This is a genomic window from Photobacterium sanctipauli (assembly GCF_003026495.1).
GTDB lineage: Bacteria > Pseudomonadota > Gammaproteobacteria > Enterobacterales > Vibrionaceae > Photobacterium > Photobacterium sanctipauli.
In genome coordinates, this window is the sequence record NZ_PYMA01000002.1 from 126,595 (window position 1) to 152,649 (window position 26,055).

The following is a 26,055-nucleotide window of genomic DNA, read 5'->3' on the forward strand; positions in this document are numbered from 1 at the left end:
AGTAGACATCATGTTTTTAAATATTTGTTATTGACTGTTGTGTATTTTGTTGCTGTGTTGAGTTTATTATGCTGAATATATGTTCAATAATATAATTATTTATTCAATATTGACTGTTTTTTGGCGTTTCTGGCCGATTTTCCTTTTTATTTAGGGTTTTGTGACATATTGAGCTGTAAGCAAAGTGTCATATGGCGGCTAATGCTGGGTTTTTGCTGTTTATTAAGGATTATGTCGGTTTTTGTAATCAAAATGTGGCAAAAGACTTCAATGCCTGATAATGTTTTGAACAATTCTTCGGTTTGCTTTGTGTTGTTTAGGATTAATGATGCAAAGATTGTTGCGTGAATATGCACCGACTGAAGAACATCAAGGACGTATTAAATGATGTATTGGAGTTAATGCATGTATAAGAACAAAATTACCCAGGCTCTTCTTTTAAGCGCTGGCATGGCTGTGGCAACCACCTCTTTTTCTACTTTGGCTGCAGATGTACCTGCCGGTGTAAAACTGGCTGACAAGCAAGAGCTAGTCCGTGGTAACGGTACCGAAGTTGAATCTTTGGACCCGCAGAAAGTATCTGGTGTTCCTGAGTCGAATGTAATCCGTGACCTTCTTGAAGGTTTGGTTAACCAAGATAGCAACGGCAAGCTAGTTGGCGGTGTTGCTGAGTCTTGGGAAACTGAAGACAACAAAACTTGGACTTTCAACCTACGCAAAGACGCGAAATGGTCTAACGGCGATCCAGTCGTTGCTGAAGACTTTGTTTACACATGGCGCCGCCTAGCCGATCCTAAGACGGGTTCTCCGTACGCTTCTTATCTAGAAATGACCACGATGCAAAACGCGAGTGACATCATTCTAGGCAAAAAAGATCCTGAAACACTGGGTGTTGAAGCAGTTGACGCGCACACATTGAAAGTAACGCTAGACAAAGCAGTACCATACTTTGTTTCAATGACGGTGCACACATCGCTAAAACCGGTTAACCCGAAAGTGGTTGAAGAGTTTGGTGATAAGTGGACAAGCCCTGAAAACTACGTAGGAAACGGCGCATACAAGCTAGATAACTGGGTTGTAAACGAGCGTATCGTTCTAGCACGTAACGAAGCATACTGGGATAACGACAGCTCAGTACTGAACAAGGTGACCTACCTGCCAATCGAGAACCAAGTTGCTGAAATGAACCGTTTCTTGGCTGGCGAAGTTGATGTGACTTACGAAATGCCAAACGAGCACTTCAAGCGTTTGGTTAAGCAGCATCCAGACTACGTAAAAGTCACACCGTACCTATGTTCTTACTACTACGAGTTCAATACATCTAAAGCGCCATTCGATGATGAGAATGTGCGTAAGGCACTGTCTTACGCGGTTGACCGCGACGTCATCGCTAAGTTCATCGTTGGTAAGGGTGAAACCCCAGCATACAACTTCACACCGCTAGCTACTAACGGTATCGAAGTTGAAATGCCGGACTATTCTGAGCTATCGCAGAAAGAGCGTGTCGCTAAAGCGAAAGCCCTGCTAGATAAAGCAGGCTACGGCTCTGACAACCCGCTTAAGTTCAACCTGCTTTACAACACCAGCGAAAACCACAAGAAAGTGGCGGTTGCGATCGCTTCAATGTGGAAGAAAGAGCTGGGTGTTACTGCAGTACTTGAAAACCAAGAGTGGAAGAGCTACCTAGACAGCAAGCGTCAGGGTAACTTCGATGTATCACGTGCCGGCTGGTGTGGTGACTACAACGAGGCATCAACCTTCTTGGCAATCATGCGCGATGGCCACTCGCAGAACTATCCGAAATACGATAGCCAGGCTTATGATGCATACCTAGATCAAGCGCTGACTGCTAAGTCTGATGCTGACCGTGCTACGGCATACAAGGGTGCAGAAGCGCAACTTGCGGCCGATATGCCAATCATGCCTATCTACCACTATGTTAATGCTCGCCTAGTTAACCCGAAACTTGGTGGCTACCCAGAGAAAAACCCTGAAGACAACATCTTCAGTAAAGACCTCTACATCATTGCTGACTAATAAACAGCAAGATGAATAATAAGCACTGCTCTTGGTTCAAGAGCAGTGCCCTTTTCAATATTTGCCGCCAGCCAAGAGTGATTGGAAGTACTGATTGGATTCAGCGGTTTTTCAGTAAGCAATTAATAGTAACTGTCACAGACTATACGGTGGAATTTTATGATTAAATTCATCGCAAAACGGATTTTTGAAGCCATACCCACATTATTGGTTCTCATCACAATCTCTTTTTTCCTGATGCGCTTCGCACCAGGTAACCCATTTTCAAGTGATCGCCCACTACCGCCAGAAGTTATGGCCAATATCGAAGCCAAGTATGGCCTAGATAAACCCGTATTTGAGCAATACACCACCTACCTTGGCAATATTGTCCAAGGTGATTTTGGTCCTTCTTTTAAATACAAAGACTTCACGGTAAATGAGCTGGTATCCAAAGCGTTGCCGGTGTCTGCCAAGATCGGTGTTTTTGCCTTTATTTTTGCCGTCATCATGGGGGTCACCGTCGGTACCATTGCCGCCTTGAAGCAGAATAGTTGGATAGACTACTGCATCATGTCGACCGCCATGGCCGGGGTCGTCATGCCCTCATTTATATTGGCGCCGGTACTGATTTATATCTTCTCAATTAACCTGGGCTGGCTACCGGCCGGTGGCTGGAACGATGGCTCGCTGCCGTACATGCTATTACCTATGATGGGTATGTCATTGCTGTATGTGGCAACTTTCGCCCGTATTACCCGCGGTAGCATGATTGAAACCTTGAACAGTAACTTTATCCGTACTGCGCGTGCCAAGGGCCTAAGCTACCCATATATCGTCATCAAGCATGCCCTCAAGCCTGCCATGCTACCTGTGGTTTCTTACATGGGGCCTGCATTTGTAGGCATCATCACAGGTTCGGTGGTTATCGAAACCATCTTTGGCCTACCAGGGATCGGTAAGCTATTCGTTAATGCTGCTTTTAACCGTGACTATTCGCTGGTTCTGGGGATCACCATTTTGATCGGCTCCTTGACCATTGTCTTCAACGCCATCGTCGATATCGTGCTGGCGTACATTGATCCTAAGATTCGTTATTAAGGGGACAGACTGATGATGCTGACTAAAAAAGACAATGTAGAAGCGGTCGAGAAGTTCTCTGAGCAACTTGAAATCGAAGGCCGCAGCCTGTGGCAGGATGCGCGAATTCGTTTCATGCGCAACCGAGCGGCAATGGTGAGTCTGACCATTCTATTCTTTATTACACTGGCTGTGATTTTCGGCCCGATGTTTAGCTCGTATGCCTTCGATGATACTGACTGGTATGCATTGCATGCGGCACCAAGCTTTGGCCCTGATGGTCACTTCTTCGGTACCGACAGCCTTGGGCGTGACTTGTACACCCGTACTCTGATTGGCGGCCGGATCTCCCTGATGGTGGGTATTCTGGGTGCCTTGGTGGCGGTCGTGATCGGGACGCTTTACGGTGCAGCTTCCGGCTTTATTGGCGGTCGTACCGACCGTATCATGATGCGCTTGCTGGAAATTTTGTATTCCATCCCGTTCATGTTCTTTGTGATTGTACTGGTGACTTTCTTTGGCCGAAATATCATGCTGATTTTCGTCGCTATCGGTGCAATCTCATGGCTTGATATGGCGCGTATCGTACGTGGCCAGACCCTGTCGCTGCGCAGTAAAGAGTTTATTGAAGCGGCACATGTTTCTGGTGTGAGCCAGTGGCGGATCATTACCCGTCACATCGTACCTAACGTATTGGGTATCGTTGCGGTTTACTCAACGCTGCTAGTGCCATCAATGATCCTAACCGAATCATTCTTGAGCTTCCTTGGCCTTGGTGTTCAAGAGCCGATGACCAGCTGGGGCGCACTGCTTCAGGAAGGCTCGCAGACAATGGAAGTTGCCATTTGGCAGCTATTGTTCCCTGCCGCCTTTATGGTCGTGACTTTATTCTGCTTTAACTATGTGGGTGACGGTTTGCGTGACGCACTGGATCCAAAAGACAGATAACAATAAGGCATGTGTTAGCCCGCTTAAAGGTGGCGGGCTAGGGCAAGATAAGTATAAGGAAGTAGTATGAGCTTATTAGATGTCAAAGATCTACGCGTTGAATTCAAAACACAAGACGGCATTGTTACCGCGGTAAATGATCTTAATTTTTCTCTCAATCAAGGTGAGACCCTTGGTATCGTTGGTGAGTCTGGCTCGGGTAAAAGCCAGACCGTGTTTGCCATCATGGGCCTGCTGGCGAAAAACGGCATGATTGGCGGCAGCGCCAAGTTCGAAGGCCGCGAAATTCTTAATTTGCCGGAAAAGGACTTGAACCATATCCGTGCCGAGCAAATCGCGATGATTTTCCAAGATCCGATGACCTCGCTAAACCCTTACATGAAAGTCAGCGATCAGCTAATGGAAGTGCTGATGCTGCACAAGGGAATGGGCAAGTCGGAAGCGTTCGAAGAAAGCGTTCGCATGCTTGAGGCGGTGAAGATCCCTGAAGCACGCAAGCGTATCACCATGTACCCGCACGAATTCTCGGGCGGTATGCGCCAGCGCGTCATGATAGCCATGGCACTGCTATGCCGTCCGAAACTGTTGATTGCCGATGAGCCGACCACGGCACTCGATGTAACTGTACAGGCTCAGATCATGGAGCTGATGAACGAGCTGAAGAATGATTTCAATACAGCCATCATCATGATCACCCACGATCTGGGTGTGGTTGCCGGTAGTTGTGACAAGGTACTGGTGATGTATGCTGGCCGTACCATGGAATACGGCAAGATTGACGAAATCTTCTACAAACCTTCTCACCCATACACCGAAGGGCTGTTGAAGGCTATCCCGCGCTTGGACACCGAAGGCGAAGAGTTGCCGACGATCCCTGGCAACCCGCCAAACTTGCTGCACCTCCCGCAAGGCTGTCCTTATCAGGACCGTTGCCACCGCGCAACAAGCCAATGCTCTCAGGTGGCACCTGAGCTAAAAGCATTTACCGAAGGGCGTTTACGTGCGTGTTTTTCTGATGTGGGGACGTGGTAATGGAAGCACAAAAAAATCTACTGCTTGATATTCAAGATTTAAAAGTACACTTCGACATTGCACAAAAGTCGGCTTGGCCATGGACTAAACCACTGAAGCTAAAAGCGGTGGATGGGGTTGGTATCCGTCTTTACGAAGGTGAAACCCTAGGGGTAGTTGGCGAATCCGGCTGTGGTAAGTCGACCTTTGCCCGCGCGGTTATTGGCTTGGTTGAAGCGACTGATGGGAATGTTGTTTGGCTAGGCCAAGACTTGACCAAGCTGGATCACAAGGCGATGCGCGAAAAGCGCAAAGATATCCAGATGATTTTCCAGGATCCATTGGCATCGCTCAACCCGCGTATGACGGTGGGCGAGATCATTGCCGAGCCTTTGAAGGCTTACTATCCGGAACTGGACGCCGATGATGTGAAGCAGCAGGTTAAAGCCATGATGGCAAAAGTTGGCTTGCTTCCGAACGTGATCAACCGCTACCCGCATGAATTCTCCGGTGGTCAATGTCAGCGTATCGGTATTGCCCGCGCCTTGATCCTCAAGCCGAAGATGATCATCTGTGATGAGCCGGTATCGGCATTGGATGTATCGATTCAGGCGCAGGTTGTGAACTTGCTAAAATCACTGCAAAAAGAGATGGGATTGAGCTTGATCTTCATTGCCCACGACTTGTCGGTGGTTAAGCACATCTCTGATCGTGTATTGGTGATGTACCTCGGTAACGCGGTTGAAATGGGCGAGGCTGATGCCTTGTTTAGCGATCCAAAGCACCCATATACCAAAGCCTTGATGTCGGCAGTGCCGATCCCAGATCCGGACCTCGAGCGTAACAAGGACATCCAGTTGCTTGAAGGTGAACTACCGTCACCAATGAACCCGCCATCGGGTTGTGTGTTTAGAACTCGCTGTCCTATTACTACGGCAGAATGTGCGAAGCATAAACCGCAGCTGCAAGGCGGCGATATTCACGCGGTATCCTGCTTGAACGTAAACTAATTCAAGCCTGTGACAGGCTTTAAGCGCGGGGTAAAACTCGCGCTTTTTTTCGTTTAGGTAGAACATCAAAAAATATTGATAAAGTTGTAACTGATATGTAAAAATGCAACCTGCTCAATGGATTATAAGCAGTAAATTCTATTTCTCGGCTGGTGGATAAAAGTCGATGAAATAAGCATCAAAAGGATTGTTGTATGCGGTCAATCTCCGTTCAATGGAAGATCACCCTCATGGCGGGTCTCGGCTTGCTTGCCACTGTAACAGTGTTAACCGGCCTGTCTTTCTACTTCTCGGCTCAAAACCAGCAACTGGTAAGAGAGCAATCATTTAATACTTTACGCAGTAAGTCTGAAGAGATGGTTCAAGCCCAGGCTCACCGGCAAGCCACTGGCGTAAATCAGTACCTCGACGAGGCTTCCTATCGTGCTGAAATGTTGGCGCAAAGCATTCTTTTCTTGAAAAGCAGTGCCGAAGACAACTTTACCAGTAGCGAAGAATTGCGTGGCTCTATCAACGATCTGCTCCGAGATTCAGTTAAACAGTTTGATAATATTTACGGTGCCTTCGTCGTATTCCAGCCAGATGCCCTTGATGGTGAAGATAGCTATTACCACGGTGCCGACTATGTGGGCTCCAATGAAAAGGGGCGTTTCGCACCGTATTGGGCACAATCACCCGAGCAAGGTAGCCAGCAATACATTATTGGCGAGCAGGCGTTGATGACGGCGGGCAATGCTGAAAAGCTAAATTGCAGCCTTAATAGTGGCTTGATGTGTGTATCTGAACCCTTTCATGCATCTATGGGCGAGGAGAAGCCATTGGTGAGTTCGATTACGTTCCCACTATTGGCTGACGGCGACGTGATTGGGGTAATGGGGTTGGATATTCGCCTAGGCCCACTTCAGGCCATGATTTCACAGGTTGATGGTGCCTTGTACGGCGGCCAAGGGCATGTCAGCCTGATCAGTGAAAGCGGGGTGATTGTCGCGTGGGAGCAGGCTAGCAACCGGATAGGGCAGCAATTTGGCTCAAGCGATATATTGCCAACTGAGCTGACAGCTTGGCTTGCGCAAGGGACGGAGCAGATAGTTTGGACGCAGGATCAGCAATGGCTTTATGTCTACATGCCGGTATCCTTGGGTCAGTCATCGTGGGGTGTGGTCATCCAATTGCCGGTTGACCAAGTATTGGCAGATGCGATTAATCTTGATACTGCTATCGAGCAACAACGTAATGAATCAGTCTATGTTCAGCTGCTTGCCAGCGCCATCATCGCAGTGGTTGGCTTTGTGGTGGTGTTGCTAGCCGCTGCCCGTTTGGTCGCGCCGATTAAGCGAGTGGTGGCGAGCCTGAAAGATATCGCCTCAGGCGAAGGGGATTTAACCCAGCGCTTGCCAGTTGCCCAGAATGACGAAGTGGGTGAATTGGCGATGTGGTTCAACCGCTTCCTCGATAAGCTGCAAAATACAATCCGGGAGGTGGTCACAGCGGTGGATCAAGTTGGCGATACCGCTTCAGAAGCGGCGCAAGTCGCCCGCCACTCCCGCGATGGTAGCCAATCACAGTTCAAGGAAGTGGATATGGTTGCCACGGCCTCCGAAGAGATGGCGTTGACGGCGCAGCAAGTAGTGGAGCATACCGAAACGGCGGTGGTGGCTGCCAACCAAGCTGAAGTGTCGGTGCAAGATGGCCAAACCGTGATTCAATCGTCTTCGCAGTCAATGGGGACACTGGTGAACAGAATGGAAACGGCTGTCCCTGTCGCGAAAGAGCTGGCAAGTAATAGTGAGGATATCAACCAGATCTTGCAGGTGATTGAAGGTATTTCTGAACAAACCAACTTGCTGGCATTGAATGCCGCGATTGAGGCGGCGCGGGCAGGGGAGCAGGGCCGAGGCTTTGCGGTGGTGGCCGATGAAGTTCGCCAACTTGCTAGCCGTACCCAAGATTCGGTCGGTCAAATACGTCAGGTTATCGAAGTACTCCAACAGGGTACCCGTGATGTTGTCAAAGCGATTGAAGAAGGCAACCAATTGGCGGGCGAAACTTCTGAGCAGGTAAGCGAAGCGGTTGATAGCCTTGAGCAAATCACGGCTGCGGTGCAGTCGATTCAAGCGATGAATGAGCAAATCATGCATGCCGCGAACGAGCAACAGGCGGTATCGGCTGAGGTGAACCGTAACGTCACCAATATTCGCGAGCTGAGCGAGAATATTCTCGAGCAGGCTGAAAAGTCGGCGGGCATTGGCGAGACACTGACAACCTTGTCCCATCACCAGCAGTCGCTGACTGGGCAGTTCAAGGTTTGATGTTGCAGTGAGTACAGTCGACTAAAAATAAAACACCGAGCGCCGCTCGGTGTTTTTCTATTGTGGTGTTTTTCTATTGCTTAGTCGGCTGGGTACCAGTAGCCGTGGTTGACCAGCTGGGTGAGCAGGGCGATGAAAGCGGGGTGATCGATCAGCTTGCCAAGTAAATTTTGGCTGATTGCCTCTTCGTCACAGAGGTAAGCCGCTGCCGAGCCGCACTCTTGCGGTAATTCATAACGATCGCCGTTGATGTATAAGATGTGCGGCTGCTCAGGGAAGTAGAATGCACGTAGGCCACCTAGTCGCTTCATCTCTTCGCCACTTTCAAGGAATTGGTAGGTTTCGGCATTTTGCCATGGTGGCTCGGCTGCAATCACATCCAGCTCATGGCGGCTGTTGCTCAGGTGCTCACCCATCCATTGCTGCATCATCTGGGGATGGTCGAGCAAGCTGCGCATCATGTTTTCAAGATCTTTTGCTTCGCTGGCTAGGATGGCACCAGAGTGCTTGCGCGCTGGCAGGGCAGGATTGTGGTAGTGAACATCGCCAATGTCATTGGCAATTACATAGTCGGCAAAGCTGCTGAGCAGTTCTTGTTTTTTCGGTGAGCGGAAGCCAACAGAAAAGCTCATCGACGTCTCAATGGCGTAGCCGTCATGGGGGAAGCCCGGCGGAATATAGAGAATGTCACCCGGTTCAAGCACTTCATCAATGATCGGGTCAAAGCCCTTGATTTGGCGCAGTGCCGGATGACCGAACTCTTCTTCGTAGTCGTCTTTTTTCGGCCCAACACGCCAATGGCGCTTGCCTGAGCCCTGAACGATGAATACATCGTATTGGTCGATATGGGCACCGACGCCGCCGCCCGGGGTAGAGTAGGAGATCATCAGATCATCAAATAGCCAGTTTGGCATTTGGCGGAACGGTGTGACTAAGCGTGCCGCCCCTTCATGCCAGTGGTTGGCAGCCTGAACAATGAACGACCAGTTATCTTCAGGCACGTTGTCGAAACTGAGTGGGCCGTGTTTTACATCCCAGTCATCGCCTTGTTTGGCAATGTAACGGGAGTCGACTTCTTCTTCCATGGCAAGTCCGGCCAATTCGTCGGGGCTGATAGGATCAACGAAGTCTTTAAAACCGCCCTTGATAATAGTGGGTTTCTTTTGCCAAAACTCGGCAAGGAATTCATCGAAGCTGAAAGTGAGTTGATACATATAATTGGCTTTTTTAGCTGACTATTACGGCGAATTATACGCTTAAGTAGCCAAATACCAATAGGAGGTTATCCAAGCGACTTCACCAATTGAAGGGATTGGTTTTTGGTAGTTGGGGAAGAAAAGAAAAAGGCCAGCGGATGCTGGCCTTTGAGAATGAAGCAAAGATCGCGAAGCGATTACAGCTTATCAGTTAGCTTAACAGCGTCACCGATGTAGTTAGCCGGCGTCATTTCTTTCAGACGTGCTTTCTCGTGCTCTGGAAGCTCAAGACCGTCGATGAAAGTACGCATACCTTCGCCGTCAACACGCTTACCGCGAGTTAGCTCTTTTAGCTTCTCGTATGGCTTCTCGATACCGTAGCGACGCATTACCGTTTGTACAGGCTCAGCCAGTACTTCCCAGTTTTGGTCAAGCTCAGCTTCAAGTGCAGCTTGGTTAACTTCAAGCTTGCTGATGCCTTTCAGCGTTGATGTGTAAGCGATGATAGCGTAGCCACAACCCACACCTAGGTTACGAAGTACTGTCGAGTCAGTTAGGTCGCGCTGCCAGCGAGAAACAGGCAGTTTCTGCGCTAGGTGGCCGAAGATAGCGTTAGCTAGGCCTAGGTTACCTTCTGAGTTTTCGAAGTCGATTGGGTTAACTTTGTGCGGCATGGTTGAAGAACCAATTTCGCCTGCAATGGTCTTCTGCTTGAAGTGGCCCAGTGCGATGTAGCCCCAAACGTCGCGGTCGAAGTCTAGTAGGATCGTGTTGAAGCGAGCGATAGCATCGAATAGTTCAGCGATGTAATCGTGTGGCTCGATCTGAGTTGTGTATGGGTTCCAAGTTACGCCAAGAGATTCTGTGATGAACTCTTCGCTGAACTGGTGCCAGTCAACTTCAGGGTAAGCAGATAGGTGAGCGTTGTAGTTACCTACAGCACCGTTGATTTTCGCTAGGATTTCAACGTTTTCAATTTGCTTGTACTGGCGTTCCATACGGTATGCAACGTTAGCCATTTCTTTACCCATGGTAGATGGAGAAGCTGGCTGGCCGTGGGTACGAGATAGTAGTGGTACTTCACGGTATTCGTTAGCAAGTGCCTTGATTGCGTCGATAACGTTACGGATCTCAGGCAGGATCACTTCTTCACGTGCTTCTTTCAGCATTAGCGCGTGAGACGTGTTGTTGATATCTTCAGACGTACATGCGAAGTGAATGAACTCGTTCACTGCGTGTAGTTCTGGTACTTCAGCTACTTTTTCTTTCAGGAAGTATTCAACAGCTTTTACGTCGTGGTTGGTTGTGCGTTCGATAGCTTTGATGCGCATTGCATCTTCTTCGCTAAATTCAGCAGCAACGCGATCTAGGAAAGCATTTGCTTCGTCGCTGAATGCTGGCACTTCCACGATAGCATCAGTAGCGGCTAGTTTTTGTAGCCAACGGATTTCAACAATAGTGCGGTACTTTAGCAGACCAAATTCACTGAAAATGCTGCGTAGTGCAATTGTTTTACTTCCGTAGCGGCCGTCTACCGGGGAAACAGCAGTCAATGCTGACAGTTCCATGTTGCTCTCTCCTGATTAGTGAGGGTTAAAACTAGTTATTACTGGCTTTTCGCCGGGCAAAAAGCGCAATGTAGTGCTGGCGCCATGGCGCCAGCAGAAAACTGTTAGCAACGAGCGAGTAAGATCTTCGCTTGTTGCACCATTTGTTTGCGACCGAAGATTAGGTGACGGCGTTTGCCACCCACTTGGCGCCATAGTACCGCTGCACGAATAGCTGCGAGAAGCAGCGCGCGTACTTTGTGTTGTACTGCCTGCTGCTGCAGGTGTGCAGGTGTACCGGTTACCTGGATACGCGGGCCCAGCGGGCTGATGATATCAAGGTAGATGCTCGCCAGATTGCTGACCATTTGATCCTCAAGTAGCTCAAAATGGTCGATCTGACGCTTAGCGGTATCGATGCGATCACCGAGTTGAGACATGCTGTCACGGCGGCTGGCAAGCTTGCGTTCAAGCGCCATCACACTGACCAAGTAACGCGTCATTTCGTTACCTGACGGGGAGTTGTCAATCTCGGCAGACAACGCTTCTAGGCCCATACGCAAGTTAGCTTCGTTGCCGTAAATCTCGATGGTATTCGACGGGTCGGTTACCACAATACTGTTTAGGGTTGCAGCCAATAACTCATCGTCACAATGACCGTCACGAGCAATTTTCTGAACAAGTTTTACCGCTTGGCAAATGCCAGCAAAAGCAATTGTACGGTCATATACAGTGTGTGCCATGTGCGTCAACTCCCTTAGATACGCTTCTCGATAATACCGCCGCCTAGGCAAACGTCGCCGCTGTAGAATACAGCTGACTGGCCTGGTGTGACCGCAATTTGTGGCTCATCAAAGATCACTTTGATGTTCTCATCATCCATTGGAATGATGGTGCAAGGAATATCTTGCTGGCGGTAGCGTGTTTTAACTGTACAAGCCAAAGGCTCACGCATTGGTTGACGATCAACCCAGTGCAGCTGGCTCGCAATCAGGCCGTTAGATTTAAGGCGAGGGTGATCTTTACCCTGACCCACAATCAGTACGTTACGCGCTACATCTTTATCGACAACGAACCATGGTTCTTCATTACCGTTGCCACCTTTCTGACCACCAATATGCAGGCCCTTACGCTGGCCTAGGGTGTGGTACATCAGGCCTTGGTGTTCACCGATAACTTTGCCTTCATCGGCCGTTTCGATTTTACCCGGCTGCGCAGGTAGGTATTTACCAAGGAAGTCAGTGAACTTGCGCTCACCAATAAAACAGATACCGGTAGAATCTTTTTTCTTCGCGGTGATCAGATCTTGCTCTTCAGCAATGCGGCGCACTTCCGGCTTTTCTAGTTCACCCACAGGGAAAAGGCTACGAGCGATTTGCTCATGGCTTAGGGTGTACAGGAAGTAGCTCTGATCTTTGTTGTTATCGACACCACGCAGCATTTGCGGCTTTTCGCCTTCTGCGGTTGGGAAACTGCGGCGGGTATAGTGGCCCATCGCAATGTAATCGGCTTCTAGTACTTCGTCTGCAAATTCAAGGAATGCCTTGAACTTGATTTCTTTGTTACAAAGAATGTCAGGGTTAGGTGTACGGCCTGCTTTGTACTCTGCAAGGAAGTATTCGAACACGTTGTCCCAGTACTCGGCTGCAAAGTTGATGGTGTGCAGGTGGATACCTAGTTTGTCACATACAGCTTGTGCGTCAGCGAGATCTTCTGCGGCAGAGCAGTACTCTTCGTTATCGTCTTCTTCCCAGTTCTTCATGAACAGGCCTTCCACTTGGTAGCCCTGTTGAAGTAGTAAGTAAGCGGAAACAGAGGAATCAACGCCGCCGGACATGCCGACTATGACTTTTTTCTGGCTGTTATCTGACATATTTCTCTTCAGTCGTTAATAGAGTTAAGAGCGTAATTCTAACAGAAAGCTTTTTAGCGAAACAGAGCGAGAGCCGAATCACACTTTATTAATTTGCCATTCTTTTGTTCCGAGTCAGAAATCCTTTACGGAAAGCGTGAGTTAAACGAAACAGGCAGACTATTTAACACTGACGCAAACGTTTGCTTTGTTGCGGCAATAATAGATTAGCTAGATTGAAATGTGTAGTGGTTTTCGAATTAATTAACTAAAAAAATCGTAAGGAAATGATTGCCGAGCATTGAAAGGAAACTTACCTAGCAAGGGGATGCTAGGTAAGTATTATTGCCGTTGGAATGGTTAGCCTAGGGACACTTCGCGCCACTCGCCTGGCTGCAAGTCTGAAACGGTCCAGTCGGCCATTTTATAGCGGATCAAGCGCAGGGTAGGGAAACCGATATTGGCCGTCATTCGGCGAACTTGTCGGTTGCGTCCCTCCTTTAGGGTGATCGCCAGCCAGGTCGTTGGAATATTCTTGCGTTCACGGATAGGGGGCACCCGTTCCCAAACTTGAGGATCTTCGATGCGTTCGACGCCAGCTGGCAGCGTCGGCCCGTCTTTTAGTACCACTCCCTTGCGCAGCTTATCCAAATCTTCGTCACTCGGTGCGCCTTCAACTTGTACCCAATACACTTTTGGCTGTTTGGATTTTGGCTGGGTTAGCTGGGCCTGCAGTACGCCATCGTTGGTCAGTACCAATAATCCTTCGCTGTCTTTGTCTAACCGTCCGGCTGGGTATACGTCTTTTACCGGGACAAAATCGGACAGGGTTTGATCGCCCGGTTCGCCGGTAAATTGGGTCAGAACGTTAAAAGGTTTGTTAAATAAAATGATCTTCTGCGGCCCGCGCGGACGTTTCGGTTTATTTAATTTTCTTGATGGTCGGCGCTCATTATTAGAACGTTTTGGTTGACGAGCTGAGGTGTTTGGCTTCATAAATAGCGTGTTGTACAAGGGAAAAGTAAATTGACACGCCCATTATACTCGAAAAATAACATGAGTGGCGTATCGATAAAATTTCAAGTATGATTTGCGCGCATCTTACAAAAAGATAACAAATGGACGCTAGGAGATTAAAATGGATAGTAAAGTAGTTGTACCAGCTGAAGGTCAGAAAATCACCCTGGATTCTGAAGGTAAACTGGTCGTTCCTAACAACCCTGTCATCCCTTACATTGAAGGGGACGGTATTGGGGTTGATGTAAGCCCTGCAATGATCAAAGTAGTTGATGCAGCCGTTCAGAAAGCCTACGCCGGCGACCGTAAAATCGCGTGGATGGAAATCTACACAGGTGAGAAATCGACCCAGGTTTATGGTGAAGATGCTTGGCTACCGAAAGAAACTCTAGACTTCATCCGTGACTACAAAGTTGCAATCAAAGGTCCACTAACAACGCCAGTTGGCGGTGGTATCCGTTCACTAAACGTTGCTCTTCGTCAAGAGCTTGATCTGTACATCTGTGCTCGCCCAGTTCGCTACTTCGATGGCGTTCCAAGCCCACTAAAACAGCCTGAACTAACTGATATGGTTATCTACCGTGAAAACTCGGAAGATATCTATGCGGGTGTTGAGTTCAAGGCCGGTACTGAAGAAGCTGATAAGGTAATCAAGTTCCTTCAGGAAGAAATGGGTGCGACTAAGATCCGCTTCCCACAAGAGTGTGGCGTGGGTATCAAGCCTGTTTCTGAAGAAGGCACTAAGCGCCTAGTACGCGCTGCAATCCAGTACACCATCGATAACGATCGTGACTCGCTGACGCTAGTCCACAAAGGTAACATCATGAAGTTCACCGAAGGTGCCTTCAAAGATTGGGGTTACGAAGTGGCAGCGCAAGAGTTCGGTGCTGAATTGTTGGACGGCGGCCCATGGATGACGTTGAAGAACCCTAACACGGGTAAAGAAATCATCGTTAAAGACAGCATCGCCGATGCTTTTCTACAGCAAATCCTACTTCGCCCAGCGGAGTACGATGTAATCGCAACCATGAACCTTAACGGTGACTACATCTCTGACGCACTAGCAGCTCAGGTTGGTGGTATCGGTATCGCACCGGGTGCGAACATTGGTGATGGTGTTGCTCTGTTCGAAGCAACTCACGGTACTGCACCGAAGTACGCTGGTCAGGACAAGGTTAACCCAGGTTCACTGATCCTTTCAGCGGAAATGATGCTTCGCCACCTAGGCTGGACAGAAGCTGCAGACCTGATTATCAGCTCTATGGAAGCGGCGATCAGCAACAAGACTGTGACTTACGATTTTGAGCGCCTAATGGACGGTGCAACGCTACGTAAGTGTTCTGAATTTGCTGATGACATGATTGAGCAAATGTAAATTCTGGTTCCCAGAACCTGCAAAAGCCCGGCATTAATGCCGGGCTTTTTTTATGCGCGATATTTGGAGCAATGACCTATCCAGCCAGGTGTTATTGATAGTGTAAATGGGTGACTAGGGGAGAAGGTATGTATTGTTAACAGAAATGTTAATAGATGATTGTGTGGGAGAAGGTTTTTATGCAGTTGTTATTCACTTCGTCTGGTGTGGTTAATCGTAAAAAAGTACCAGAATATTCGGGGGCTTAGGTGTCGGTTAGGTATAGAAAAGGCGAGCCAATGCTCGCCTAAGCAATGCGGGTTGAAGTGATCGCTATTTAACGAACTCACCTTCAACAGGCACTATCTCTTTGGCATGGAAACCTTTTGGACCCGTCTCAACGGTGTAGTTAACCTGTTGGCCTGCCTTGAGTGTACGGTATCCATCCATTTGGATAGTTGAATAGTGTGCAAAGATGTCTCCTTCGCCTGTTTCCGGGCAAATGAAGCCAAAACCTTTTGCGTTATTGAACCATTTAACTGTACCTGTTGCCATGCTTACATCCTTCTTTGCATTCAAGTTCCATTTTGCATTAGTTTGCTATCTCTTTTTATCATGACTTGCATACTAATGCTAATTTGATGCAGTTAACATCTATTACAAGTTACACTTTAGTAAAAAGAAGTAGACAGTCAAGTGCATATAATAACATTTCTTTAAAATCTGCTATTGGCATCGAATATGTGAGCAATAGAAAAAAGTGTCGACAGCGGCGGAAATTTCGTGCTTATTGGGGGTAGAGAGCAATAGCCTGCAATATCTTTTGCTAATGCATAAATTGTCAGCAGATACATCTTATATCAGTCGGTATTGTCGGCTTAGTCATAGTCATCTCAGATTTGCTGGAATACAATGTGTGCATTAGTCTGAATATAGAGGTAGGAAAACTGCGGTCGAATTGCCATATTTTAATGGCTTAGTGTTAAGTTGTTGTTTATTGGTGGACTATTCCTATCGTACTGGTAAGTTAAGGTTATGAGCAAGTTATATGAGTGGATTATCCCAGACTCTGATGTCTTAGAAGAAGAGGATGTCCAGGTAAAACCGCCATCGATGTACAAAGTAATTTTAAACAATGATGATTACACACCGATGGATTTTGTGATAGAAGTGTTACAGAAGTTCTTCTCCATGGATCTGGAGAAATCAACACAGTTGATGCTTACTGTGCATTATGAGGGGAAAGCGGTATGTGGAACCTTCACTGCTGAAGTCGCCGAAACAAAGGTGGCCCAAGTAATGATGTATGCAAGGGAGCATGAACATCCGCTACTGTGTACGATGGAAAAAGCCTGAGTTTTTTCCGGCACGCCATTATTGAGTGGTATTTAGGGGAGGTGCCTTATGCTAAATAAAGAACTTGAAGCAAGCTTGAACGGTGCATTTGCACGTGCAAGGGAAAAGCGTCACGAGTTTATGACAGTAGAACACCTACTGTTAGCCTTACTAGAAAACGCAGCCGCACAGGAGGCGTTACTGGCCTGTCGTGCCGATTTGGATACGCTGCGCAAAGAGCTCGACTCATTTATCGAACAAACGACACCATTAATTCCGGTTGATGATGAGAGCCGAGAAACTCAGCCTACACTCAGTTTTCAGCGAGTATTGCAGCGTGCCGTATTCCACGTGCAGTCGTCTGGCCGCAGTGAAGTGACCGGTGCGAACGTACTTGTTGCTATCTTTAGCGAACAAGAGTCGCATGCCGCTTACCTACTTAAGAAAAGCGATATTAGCCGCCTTGATGTGGTTAACTTTATTTCTCACGGTACGGTCAAAGACAGTGATAACGACGATCTAAACAGCTCCGATGTGGGTGGCGAAGACCCACGCGCAGAGCAGAGCTCTGAAGATAAGCTAGAGAATTTCGCGACGAACCTGAACCAGCTGGCTCGCGCAGGTGGCGTAGACCCGCTAATCGGTCGTGATTCTGAGCTGGAGCGCACCGTACAGGTACTTTGCCGCCGTCGTAAAAACAACCCATTGTTGGTTGGTGAGGCGGGCGTGGGCAAAACAGCCATTGCCGAAGGTCTTGCATGGCGCATTGTGGAAGGCCAAGTCCCTGAAGTGATCAAAAATTGCGTGATCTACTCGCTCGACATTGGTTCGCTACTGGCGGGTACTAAGTACCGCGGCGACTTTGAAAAACGCTTCAAGGCGATTTTGAAGCAGCTGGAAAAAGAAGATCAGGCCATCCTGTTCATTGATGAGATCCACACCATTATCGGTGCGGGTGCTGCATCTGGTGGCCAGGTTGATGCGGCAAACCTTATCAAGCCACTACTGAGCAACGGTAAACTACGCTGCATGGGTTCTACCACCTATCAGGAATACAGCAATATCTTCGAAAAAGAGCGTGCGCTTTCTCGCCGCTTCCAGAAGATTGATATTGTAGAGCCGTCGTTGGATGACACGACCAAGATCTTGATGGGCCTGAAACCGAAATATGAAGCGCACCATGAGGTCCGTTTCACCAATAAAGCGATTCGTGCTGCGGTTGAGCTATCTGCTAAGTACATCAATGAACGTCACTTGCCGGACAAAGCCATCGACGTTATCGACGAAGCTGGCGCACGTTGCCGACTAGCACCTGTGAGCCGTCGTAAGAAGACGGTTAATGTGAGCGACATTGAGGCGATGATTGCCAAAATGGCGCGTATCCCAGAGAAGTCGGTATCTTCAAGTGATCGCGATGTTCTTCAGAAGATGGATGACAAGCTGAAAATGCTGGTGTTTGGCCAAGACCCTGCGATCGACGTACTAACAGAAGCCATCAAGCTTAGCCGTGCAGGCCTGGGCGCCGAGAATAAGCCTGTGGGTTCATTCTTGTTTGCCGGTCCAACCGGTGTGGGTAAAACCGAAGTGACGGTGCAGCTTGCGCGTACCTTGGGTATTGAGCTATTACGCTTCGATATGTCTGAGTACATGGAGCGTCATACCGTAAGCCGCTTGATTGGTGCGCCTCCGGGTTACGTTGGTTACGATCAGGGCGGCCTGCTAACTGACGCGGTGATCAAGCACCCTCACGCCGTTGTGTTGCTTGATGAAATCGAAAAAGCACACCCAGATGTATTTAACCTGCTGCTACAGGTGATGGACAACGGTACCTTGACCGACAACAATGGTCGCAAAGCTGATTTCCGCAATGTGATCCTGGTCATGACCACCAACGCCGGTGTGACCGAAACGGTTCGTAAGTCGATTGGCCTGATCCAGCAGGATCACAGCCACGATGCGATGGGTGAAATCAAGCGTGTGTTCACTCCTGAATTCCGTAACCGCCTAGACGGCATTATTTGGTTCAACCATCTTGAGAAAGATGTTATCTCGCAAGTGGTGGACAAGTTTATTGTCGAACTGCAGGCGCAGCTTGATGCCCGTGGTGTGTCGATGGAAGTGTCGTCCAAAGCACGAGAGTGGTTGGCGAACAAGGGTTACGATAAAGCGATGGGTGCCCGTCCAATGGCGCGTGTTATCCAAGATAACCTGAAAAAACCAATGGCGAACGAATTGCTATTCGGTTGTCTGGTGAACGGCGGTTCGGTACGCGTTGATATTGTTAACGACGAGCTTGACTTCCAGTTCAGCAGTGAAATGGAACCTGCGCATTAATTTAATTGGTGCTCTGTGTTTAAACAGCCGCCTTCGGGCGGTTGTTTTGTTTTAGGCGCAAAGTTGTTCTGGTATTAGCTCTTGTTATCACGTGAAAAATAAAACCCGGCGCTTGGCCGGGTTTTATTTGTATTCTTAATCTTGATTCAAGATTAACGGGCGCGGAAGACGATGCGGCCTTTGGTTAGGTCGTATGGAGTCAGTTCCACAGTCACCTTGTCACCAGTAAGAATACGGATGTAGTTTTTGCGCATTTTACCAGAGATGTGAGCGGTAACAACGTGACCGTTTTCTAGCTCAACGCGGAACATTGTGTTAGGTAGTGTATCAAGTACAGTACCTTGCATTTCAATTACGTCTTCTTTTGCCATTGAATCCTCTTAGGCTACCAGCCATTCTTCTGATCGGGCTGGATCATGCCTTGAAACTGTTTGAGTGTAAAGTTTAGGCCGCAATTTTACCCTTGCGGTAGGGCTTTGTCAGCAACTGTGATGCATTAAAACGTATTTTCTCTCATTTCACCCAAAGCGAAGGTGAAAATTGCATCTCTATCTGTCTAACTGGTCGATTCCCAACCGTTTTCAGTGAGTTTTTGGTGCGGTTTAAAGCGCACTTTGTAGTTCATCGCCTTGCATTCATCAATCTGGTAGCCGGGGTAGAGCCATTTTCGGCCTGATTGTTGGCAATATTGGATCTGATACAGGATGCAAAGCGTGCCCAGTGAAAGTGGGGAATCAGGGTCAAAGAAACTATAGACGGCACTCATGGCATTGTCGAAAACATCGGTCACGGCAACAGCAATCAGCTTTTCCCCGTCATACGCGTGAAGAAAACGTGTCGACATCCATGGTGCGGTACAAAAGTCAAAAAACTGCTCACGGTTGGGCGGGTACATGCTGCCATCTGCATGGCGCAGGGTAATATACTTTTCATATAAGTTGTACCAGCCATCGTCCAAGTTGTCCTTAAACTCCCACCTAAATTGCTTCATCTGGTTTAGTTGCCGCTTTTGGCTTTTTGAGGGGGCAAAGGCTTGGCAGTCAATCCGTAACGGCGTACACGCTTGGCATAGCTGGCACATTGGCTTGTAAACAGCTTGCCCGCTTCGGCGGTAACCGGATGCCAATAATACATTGTAGCCTGCGGGGCTAAGCCAGTGGTGATCCATTACGACACCCAGCTGCTCCGACTCAGTGGGCAAGTAGTTGCATTCTGACTCTGGTGTCAGGCCGATGCGAAGCGATAGCTTATTAAAACTGCTCATGATGATGAAGGTGCCAACTCCTGCTTTTGATAACATCCCTGATCTAGTATGGCATCTCTGTCACGTTGTAGGGTCCGGCTGAACGAGGGGCGGTCGAGCTCAATGGCGCCTAAGGATTCAAGGTGGTTATTCATGATTTGGCAATCAATTAAGGTGCCACCGTAATGGCTAAAATGCTGGCAGAAGGCCCAAAGCGCAATTTTCGATGCATTATCAGCCAGTGAAAACATTGATTCGCCGCAGAAGATAGTACCGACACCAATACCATAGAGCCCGCCTACCAGTCTCTGCTCTTGCCATACTTCGACCGAGTGGCAATAGCCTAAGTTGTGCATTAACTGGTACGCTTGGATCATATCTTCGGTGATCCAGGTTTCTTCCGGTCCTCGGGTATCGGCACAAAGGCGGATCACATCATGACAGGCGTGGTTCAGTGTGACTTGGTACCCTGACTTACGGTAGAATTTTCTTAAGCTTTTATTGGGCTTGAACTCGCTTGGCATAAACACTGCCCGAGGGGTAGGGCTCCACCAAAGTAGGGGTTCGCCTTCGGAGAACCACGGGAAGATCCCTTGTCGGTAAGCGGATAGTAACCGTTCAGGGCGTAGGTCGCCGCCGAAAGCCAACAAGCCGTTTGGATCGTCAAGCGCGGTTGTTGTCGGCGGAAAATCAGTGGTAACCGGGTCGAGTTCCGGAAGGTAAATAGCCATAATTTAATTAATGTAGTTTAAATCGTTCGTCAGTGTGTCGTGCGCAATAATGAAAGGGGATTATATGATGAGAAAGTGGTTAATGTTATTGCTAATTTTACCTCTCGTTGTATCTGCGGCCCCTTACAACCGCAATCAGGCCCGTACTGTCAATAGTGTGGTGTTTGGCGAGGTGGACAGTGTGCGTTATATCACCCACCAAGAGGTGATTAACTCCCAAAGAAATGGGTGGGAAACCTTGCTTGGCGGTGTTATCGGCGGCTTAATCGGTAACCAGTTCGGCGGAGGTACAGGCCGGGAAGTGGCGACGGCGGTGGGTGCTGTAGCAGGGGCAGGCATTGCGCACCAGCGCCAGCCAACTAAAAAAATTGTCAATTATCGCTTGGTTGAAGTCTTGATAAAGGCCGATGACGGGCGGTTGATTGATGTGATTCAGGATGTCGATCAGTCGATGATTTTCAAGCGGGGTGATGCAGTGAGAATCTTGTATTTTGATAATGGTGTCAGAGTCGATAAAACGTATCCATAACGAGTTTGAAGTTACCCTGCCTAGAAAAACAAAGGGCGTAGCCAATGGCTACGCCCTTTACGTATGACTAAGACTAAGGTGCTTACTCTACCGTTAGAATACGCATGTTGTTGGTTGAACCAATGGTATCCATCACGTCACCTTGAGTGATGATCACCAAGTCGCCTTGGTCTAGCAAGCTTTTTTCTTTCAGAACGGCTACTGCGTGTTTCGCGGCAGCTAGGCCAGCGTCGCTATCGCGGTCAAAGTAAACTGGCGTTACACCACGGTATAGCGCAGCACGGTTTAGTGTGCTCTCGTTGCGTGACATGGCGAAGATTGGCAAGCCAGATGAAATACGCGACATCATCAATGCTGTGCGGCCTGATTCAGTCATTGCGATCATCGCTTTAACGCCTTCCATGTGGTTTGCAGCATACATGGTAGACATTGCGATGGTTTCTTCTGGTGTTTCAAACGTACGTGCTAGGCGGTGGTTTGACACATTAATGCTAGGCTCTTTTTCAGCACCCACACAAACACCAGCCATTGCGGTTACTGTTTCAACCGGGAAATCACCAGCAGCAGTTTCGGCTGAAAGCATTACCGCATCCGTACCATCAAGCACAGCATTGGCAACGTCCATGACTTCCGCACGGGTTGGCATTGGGCTTGTGATCATTGATTCCATCATCTGCGTTGCAGTGATAACAGTACGGTTTAGGCTACGAGCGCGGCGGATCAGTTTCTTCTGTACGCCCACTAGCTCAGGATCGCCGATTTCAACACCGAGGTCGCCACGGGCTACCATCACTGCATCAGATGCCATGATGATGTCATCCATTGCTTCGGTTGTTGAAACTGCTTCCGCACGCTCAACTTTAGCGACAAGCTTCGCTTCTAGGCCTGCGTCAGTTGCAAGGCGGCGAGCGTATTTCATGTCTTCGCCGTTGCGAGGGAAAGAGACGGCTAGGTAATCAACGCCCATCTTAGCTGCAGTGATGATATCTGCTTTATCTTTGTCAGTTAGGGCTTCGGCAGAAAGGCCGCCGCCTTTCTTGTTGATACCCTTGTTGTTTGAAAGAGGACCGCCAACGGTAACTTCAGTGTGTACTTTGTTGCCTTCCACTGATGTCACGCGTAGCTGAACACGGCCATCATCCAGTAGTAGGATGTCGCCTGTTTCAACGTCTTTTGGTAATTCTTTGTAATCAAGGCCAACAGCTTGCTGGTTACCTTCGCCTTTCGGAAGATCGCTGTCTAGGGTGAACTTGTCACCGATAGCAAGTTGAATTTTGTTGTCTTTGAAAGTTGAAACACGGATTTTTGGACCTTGCAGGTCACCAAGGATGGCAACATGCTTTCCAAGTTTAGCGGCGATTTCACGTACAGTTTTAGTGCGCTGAATGTGGTCTTCAGGACTACCATGAGAGAAGTTCATACGTACTACGTTGGCGCCTGCTGCAATCACCTTTTCAAGGTTGTTATCACGGTCGGTTGCAGGACCCAAAGTAGTTACGATTTTAGTACGTCTTAGCCTTTCTGACATTGGAAACTCCATCTGTATCATTGTTTACCATGAAAACGATTGCTTGGTTTCAGTCATTCCATGGGGGTAATTGAAATTTTACTACAACTTGCGTGAAGAAGAAGCTGTTCTTCATCAACAAAATGTAAGAAAAATACGTACTACAAGCATAATTATGAATAATTTTGCATGTTACGATAAGAATTGCGGTTGATTTACCTAGTTTAGTGAATATTTCTTATGCCAACCTGGATAAGTCATTGAGCTATGTATTACGCAGGAAAAATGGTTGCTATGACTTGCTGTTAAGTGTAGATGACACGGACGAAGAGGGGGGAACGCTGGGCTGGGTAAAATATAAAAAAACACGGCGCTAAGGCCGTGTTTTATAATGAATATCGTGTAAGGGGGGCTTACATGATCCCTTCTTTGGTGAAGCGGGAATCTTTAAGTGAGTCTTTTACTCGCTTTAGGTTTTCGCGAAAACCCGCACCGCGGCGAAGGGTGAAACCAGTCGCCAATACATCGATAACGGTCATTTGAACCACACGACTGGCCATTGGCATATAAACGTCAGTGTCTTCTGGTACATCAAGGCAAATTGATAGAGAGCATTCACGATCAAGTGGCGAGTCTTTTGCTGTAATACCGATGACCGTTGCGCCATTCTCACGTGCCATTTGCGCAACTTCAACCAGGCTCTTAGTGCGACCTGTGTGCGAAATCATGACAACAACATCACCATCGGTGCAGTTGATAACACTCATGCGCTGCATAACGATGTCGTCAAAGCATACAATTGGGATGTTAAAACGGAAGAATTTGTTCTGCGCATCATGGGCAACCGAGGCAGATGCACCTAAGCCGAAGAAAGAGATCTTCTTAGCTTGGGTTAGCAGATCAACAGCACGGTTAACTTGCATTGGATCAAGGCTGTTTTTTGCGACATCAAGACAAGCCATGGTTGATTCGAAAATCTTTGATGTGTAAGCGTCAGGCCCGTCATCTTCTTCGACATTGCGGTTCACATAAGGTGTACCGTTGGCTAAGCTTTGCGCCAAGTGTAGTTTGAAGTCTGGGAAGCCTTTCGTATCGAGGCGACGGCAGAAACGGTTAACGGTTGGCTCACTGACATCCGCCATTTTCGCCAGCGTTGCAATGCTAGAATGAATCGCAGTTTGTGGAGAAGCAAGAATCACTTCAGCAACTTTACGTTCTGATTTACTGAAGTTATCTAGGTTCTTTTGAATTTTCTCTAGGGTATTCATGGCGGTTACCGCTCGTTACTGAATTTCATTACCGGCTTTCATTAACATATCAAGCCATTTTGATGAAACTATACTACTTTTCATGGATCTGCTCCTAGCAAATCCATGAATATCCCTTTTACTTTTTATTATAGTTTGACAGGGATCTACTTTTTCCTTTCAGAACTGAAAATATTTTTAAGTGAAATAGCGAAATTCATACGGATATTGGCATTTTTCTGTTGTTTATTTTCATGTGCTAGGAATTAATTTACAGGATGAAATAAATAAAAGTGGTTGTTTAATGTCATCGTATGCATATTGTTGGGACAAAGCAGAAAATAAATGAGGGAATTATGAAAGTCAGTATCTGTGGCTGCGGGTGGTTAGGTTTGCCCTTGGCAACACATTTAGTAAACAAGGGTATGGATGTTTGGGGAAGCAAGCAAGATGAAGCTGCCGCTGATAGTTTAAATGACCTAGGCATAAACGGTATCCAATTATCCTTGCCCGATGACGTGATTGAGCCTAAGTCAGGCCCCCAATGGCAGCAATTTTTTGGGAGTGATGTGCTGGTAATTAATGTCGCTCCGGGCCGTGGGGAATACGCCGACAAGCGATTTATCGCCAGTGTGCTTGGGCTTGCGAAGCAAGCTAAGCTTGCAGGATGCCATCGAATTGTATTTATAAGTACAACTGGTGTTTACGGTAGCGCAAAAGGGATTATTACAGAGGATACCCCAGTACAACCCGAAACAGCATCAGCCAAAGCCCATGTTTTTATTGAGCAGCAATTGCTCTCACAATGGGGCGAGAATGTTGTGATCATCAGGTTAGCTGGTTTGATAGGCCCAAAGCGACACCCAGTAAAGTTTTTATCCAATCGTCAAGGTATCGAACATGGCCTTGATAAAGTTAATTTGATTCACCAAGAAGATTGTATCAATGCGATAACCGAGATCATGACGGTATGGCCGAAAAAGCAAATATTGCATTTGGCAGCACCGACTCACCCAACGCGGCAAGCGTATTATACGGCGATGGCTGATCTGATAGGTATTCCGGCACCATGTTTTTCCGCTTCTAAAGAGCGAGATGCCAAAGTGGTTGATGCCAGTGAAACGTGCGAGCAACTTTCATTGACACTAAAGTATCCAGATTTGATGGTGTTGAAGCCGCAAATATAAAAAAAAGCCGAGACATTGTCTCGGCCATAAAAAAGTACACAATTAGGAGTTTAGCAGCAGTGGCAATCAAACATTATGGCGTGCTATTTAGCTAGGGGTAACAATCACGCCATAATTTCAATCATATAAATATGACCATGCTGCTTTAAAAGAGTTCATAAAAATTTCATTTTTTTTATTTAATTGATAAGTTGCTGAATCTGCATTGGGGGTATGAGGAAGTGAGCCTCAACTTGCTATCACGATAAAAAAATCCCGCTGACTGGCAGCGGGACAAAAATACACAATTAGGAGTTTAGCAGCAGTGGCATTGAAAATTAAAGGAGCGGCTTATCACCATGATTGGCCCCTTTAATGTTGAATGTTATTAATAAGACTGACGGGAATGCCAAAGGTTCAAACTTTTTTATAAAAAATTTATCTCTATGGTTTTGTGATAAAAAAAGCCCACTGACAAGCAGTGGGCAAAATCAATTACACAGTTAGGAGTTTAGCAGCAGTGGCAATCACAGTTCAAAGGAGCAAAGCATAATCATTCATTATGTTATGCACCTTTGTTTCAAAATGAATGTATATATAGGACTTCGCTGAGGGTGATTGGT

General features: G+C 47.6%; 22 protein-coding genes. 11 read left to right on the forward strand and 11 right to left on the reverse strand.

All coding sequences use genetic code 11. The features are described from left to right. Positions 1-405 precede the first annotated feature (405 nt). The 6 genes from C9I98_RS03805 to C9I98_RS03830 all read left to right on the forward strand — a co-directional run bounded on the left by C9I98_RS03805 (position 406) and on the right by C9I98_RS03830 (position 8,374). Positions 406-2,037, forward strand: coding sequence for an ABC transporter substrate-binding protein (locus tag C9I98_RS03805; RefSeq protein WP_036819813.1), 1,632 nt, complete (start codon positions 406-408; stop codon positions 2,035-2,037). A 159-nt stretch (positions 2,038-2,196) separates the two neighbouring features. After that, positions 2,197-3,117 (forward strand): oligopeptide ABC transporter permease OppB, encoded by a 921-nt coding sequence (gene oppB / locus C9I98_RS03810; RefSeq protein WP_036819816.1) that lies wholly within the window; start codon positions 2,197-2,199, stop codon positions 3,115-3,117. Between the two features lie 15 nt (positions 3,118-3,132). Beyond that, positions 3,133-4,044: an oligopeptide ABC transporter permease OppC gene (oppC, locus tag C9I98_RS03815; protein WP_036819826.1), complete on the forward strand. Its 912-nt coding sequence runs from the start codon at positions 3,133-3,135 to the stop codon at positions 4,042-4,044. Positions 4,045-4,110: 66 nt separating this feature from the next. Continuing rightward, positions 4,111-5,076, forward strand: a complete 966-nt coding sequence (gene oppD / locus C9I98_RS03820) for an ABC transporter ATP-binding protein (RefSeq protein WP_036819818.1) — start codon at positions 4,111-4,113, stop codon at positions 5,074-5,076. After that, a complete protein-coding gene (oppF, locus tag C9I98_RS03825) occupies positions 5,076-6,065 on the forward strand; it encodes a murein tripeptide/oligopeptide ABC transporter ATP binding protein OppF (RefSeq protein ID WP_036819821.1) in 990 nt (329 codons plus the stop codon). Before oppD ends, oppF begins: the two co-directional genes overlap by 1 nt. Before the next feature lie 194 nt (positions 6,066-6,259). Continuing rightward, entirely contained in the window at positions 6,260-8,374 is a 2,115-nt protein-coding gene (locus C9I98_RS03830; protein WP_107271598.1) for a methyl-accepting chemotaxis protein, read from the forward strand. Between the two features lie 80 nt (positions 8,375-8,454). Here the strand turns inward: C9I98_RS03830 and C9I98_RS03835 are convergent, their stop codons facing one another. The 5 genes from C9I98_RS03835 to C9I98_RS03855 all read right to left on the reverse strand — a co-directional run bounded on the left by C9I98_RS03835 (position 8,455) and on the right by C9I98_RS03855 (position 13,965). Further along, on the reverse strand, positions 8,455-9,588 hold the full coding sequence (locus C9I98_RS03835; RefSeq protein WP_107271599.1) for a ribosomal protein uL16 3-hydroxylase: 1,134 nt from the start codon (positions 9,586-9,588) through the stop codon (positions 8,455-8,457). A 179-nt stretch (positions 9,589-9,767) separates the two neighbouring features. After that, entirely contained in the window at positions 9,768-11,138 is a 1,371-nt protein-coding gene (gene purB, locus C9I98_RS03840; RefSeq protein WP_036818516.1) for an adenylosuccinate lyase, read from the reverse strand. A gap of 104 nt (positions 11,139-11,242) precedes the next feature. Then, positions 11,243-11,860, reverse strand: coding sequence for a high frequency lysogenization protein HflD (gene hflD, locus C9I98_RS03845; RefSeq protein WP_036818519.1), 618 nt, complete (start codon positions 11,858-11,860; stop codon positions 11,243-11,245). Between the two features lie 14 nt (positions 11,861-11,874). Then, positions 11,875-12,990, reverse strand: coding sequence for a tRNA 2-thiouridine(34) synthase MnmA (gene mnmA, locus C9I98_RS03850; RefSeq protein WP_036818521.1), 1,116 nt, complete (start codon positions 12,988-12,990; stop codon positions 11,875-11,877). A 339-nt stretch (positions 12,991-13,329) separates the two neighbouring features. After that, the gene (locus tag C9I98_RS03855; protein WP_036818523.1) at positions 13,330-13,965 is read right to left on the reverse strand and encodes a pseudouridine synthase; all 636 of its coding nucleotides are present in this window, start codon (positions 13,963-13,965) and stop codon (positions 13,330-13,332) included. A gap of 142 nt (positions 13,966-14,107) precedes the next feature. Here C9I98_RS03855 and icd point away from each other — a divergent pair, with 142 nt between their 5' ends. Next, entirely contained in the window at positions 14,108-15,361 is a 1,254-nt protein-coding gene (gene icd, locus C9I98_RS03860; RefSeq protein WP_036818525.1) for an NADP-dependent isocitrate dehydrogenase, read from the forward strand. Between the two features lie 312 nt (positions 15,362-15,673). On the opposite strand, the gene cspD is transcribed toward icd, so the two are convergent. Then, positions 15,674-15,895, reverse strand: a complete 222-nt coding sequence (cspD, locus tag C9I98_RS03865; RefSeq protein ID WP_036818527.1) for a cold shock domain-containing protein CspD — start codon at positions 15,893-15,895, stop codon at positions 15,674-15,676. Between the two features lie 480 nt (positions 15,896-16,375). On the opposite strand from cspD, the gene clpS reads away from it, so the two are divergent. Both clpS and clpA read left to right on the forward strand, forming a co-directional pair. Next, positions 16,376-16,696, forward strand: coding sequence for an ATP-dependent Clp protease adapter ClpS (gene clpS / locus C9I98_RS03870; protein WP_036818529.1), 321 nt, complete (start codon positions 16,376-16,378; stop codon positions 16,694-16,696). 48 nt (positions 16,697-16,744) lie between these two features. Next, positions 16,745-19,009: an ATP-dependent Clp protease ATP-binding subunit ClpA gene (clpA, locus tag C9I98_RS03875; RefSeq protein WP_036818531.1), complete on the forward strand. Its 2,265-nt coding sequence runs from the start codon at positions 16,745-16,747 to the stop codon at positions 19,007-19,009. Between the two features lie 152 nt (positions 19,010-19,161). On the opposite strand, the gene infA is transcribed toward clpA, so the two are convergent. From infA to aat, 3 genes are all read right to left on the reverse strand, one after another. Continuing rightward, positions 19,162-19,380: a translation initiation factor IF-1 gene (infA, locus tag C9I98_RS03880; RefSeq protein WP_005298441.1), complete on the reverse strand. Its 219-nt coding sequence runs from the start codon at positions 19,378-19,380 to the stop codon at positions 19,162-19,164. 185 nt (positions 19,381-19,565) lie between these two features. Further along, a complete protein-coding gene (locus tag C9I98_RS03885; protein WP_036818533.1) occupies positions 19,566-20,273 on the reverse strand; it encodes an arginyltransferase in 708 nt (235 codons plus the stop codon). Further along, entirely contained in the window at positions 20,270-20,983 is a 714-nt protein-coding gene (gene aat, locus C9I98_RS03890) for a leucyl/phenylalanyl-tRNA--protein transferase (protein ID WP_036818535.1), read from the reverse strand. Before aat ends, C9I98_RS03885 begins: the two co-directional genes overlap by 4 nt. 67 nt (positions 20,984-21,050) lie before the next feature. Here aat and C9I98_RS03895 point away from each other — a divergent pair, with 67 nt between their 5' ends. Next, a complete protein-coding gene (locus C9I98_RS03895) occupies positions 21,051-21,512 on the forward strand; it encodes a glycine zipper 2TM domain-containing protein (protein WP_036818542.1) in 462 nt (153 codons plus the stop codon). Positions 21,513-21,594: 82 nt separating this feature from the next. On the opposite strand, the gene pyk is transcribed toward C9I98_RS03895, so the two are convergent. Together pyk and C9I98_RS03905 are read right to left on the reverse strand one after the other, a co-directional pair. Then, on the reverse strand, positions 21,595-23,040 hold the full coding sequence (pyk, locus tag C9I98_RS03900) for a pyruvate kinase (protein WP_036818537.1): 1,446 nt from the start codon (positions 23,038-23,040) through the stop codon (positions 21,595-21,597). 392 nt (positions 23,041-23,432) lie between these two features. Continuing rightward, positions 23,433-24,287 (reverse strand): MurR/RpiR family transcriptional regulator, encoded by an 855-nt coding sequence (locus C9I98_RS03905; protein WP_036818540.1) that lies wholly within the window; start codon positions 24,285-24,287, stop codon positions 23,433-23,435. A 335-nt stretch (positions 24,288-24,622) separates the two neighbouring features. Here C9I98_RS03905 and C9I98_RS03910 point away from each other — a divergent pair, with 335 nt between their 5' ends. Then, entirely contained in the window at positions 24,623-25,453 is an 831-nt protein-coding gene (locus C9I98_RS03910; protein WP_107271600.1) for an NAD-dependent epimerase/dehydratase family protein, read from the forward strand. The last annotated feature ends 602 nt before the right edge of the window (positions 25,454-26,055 follow it).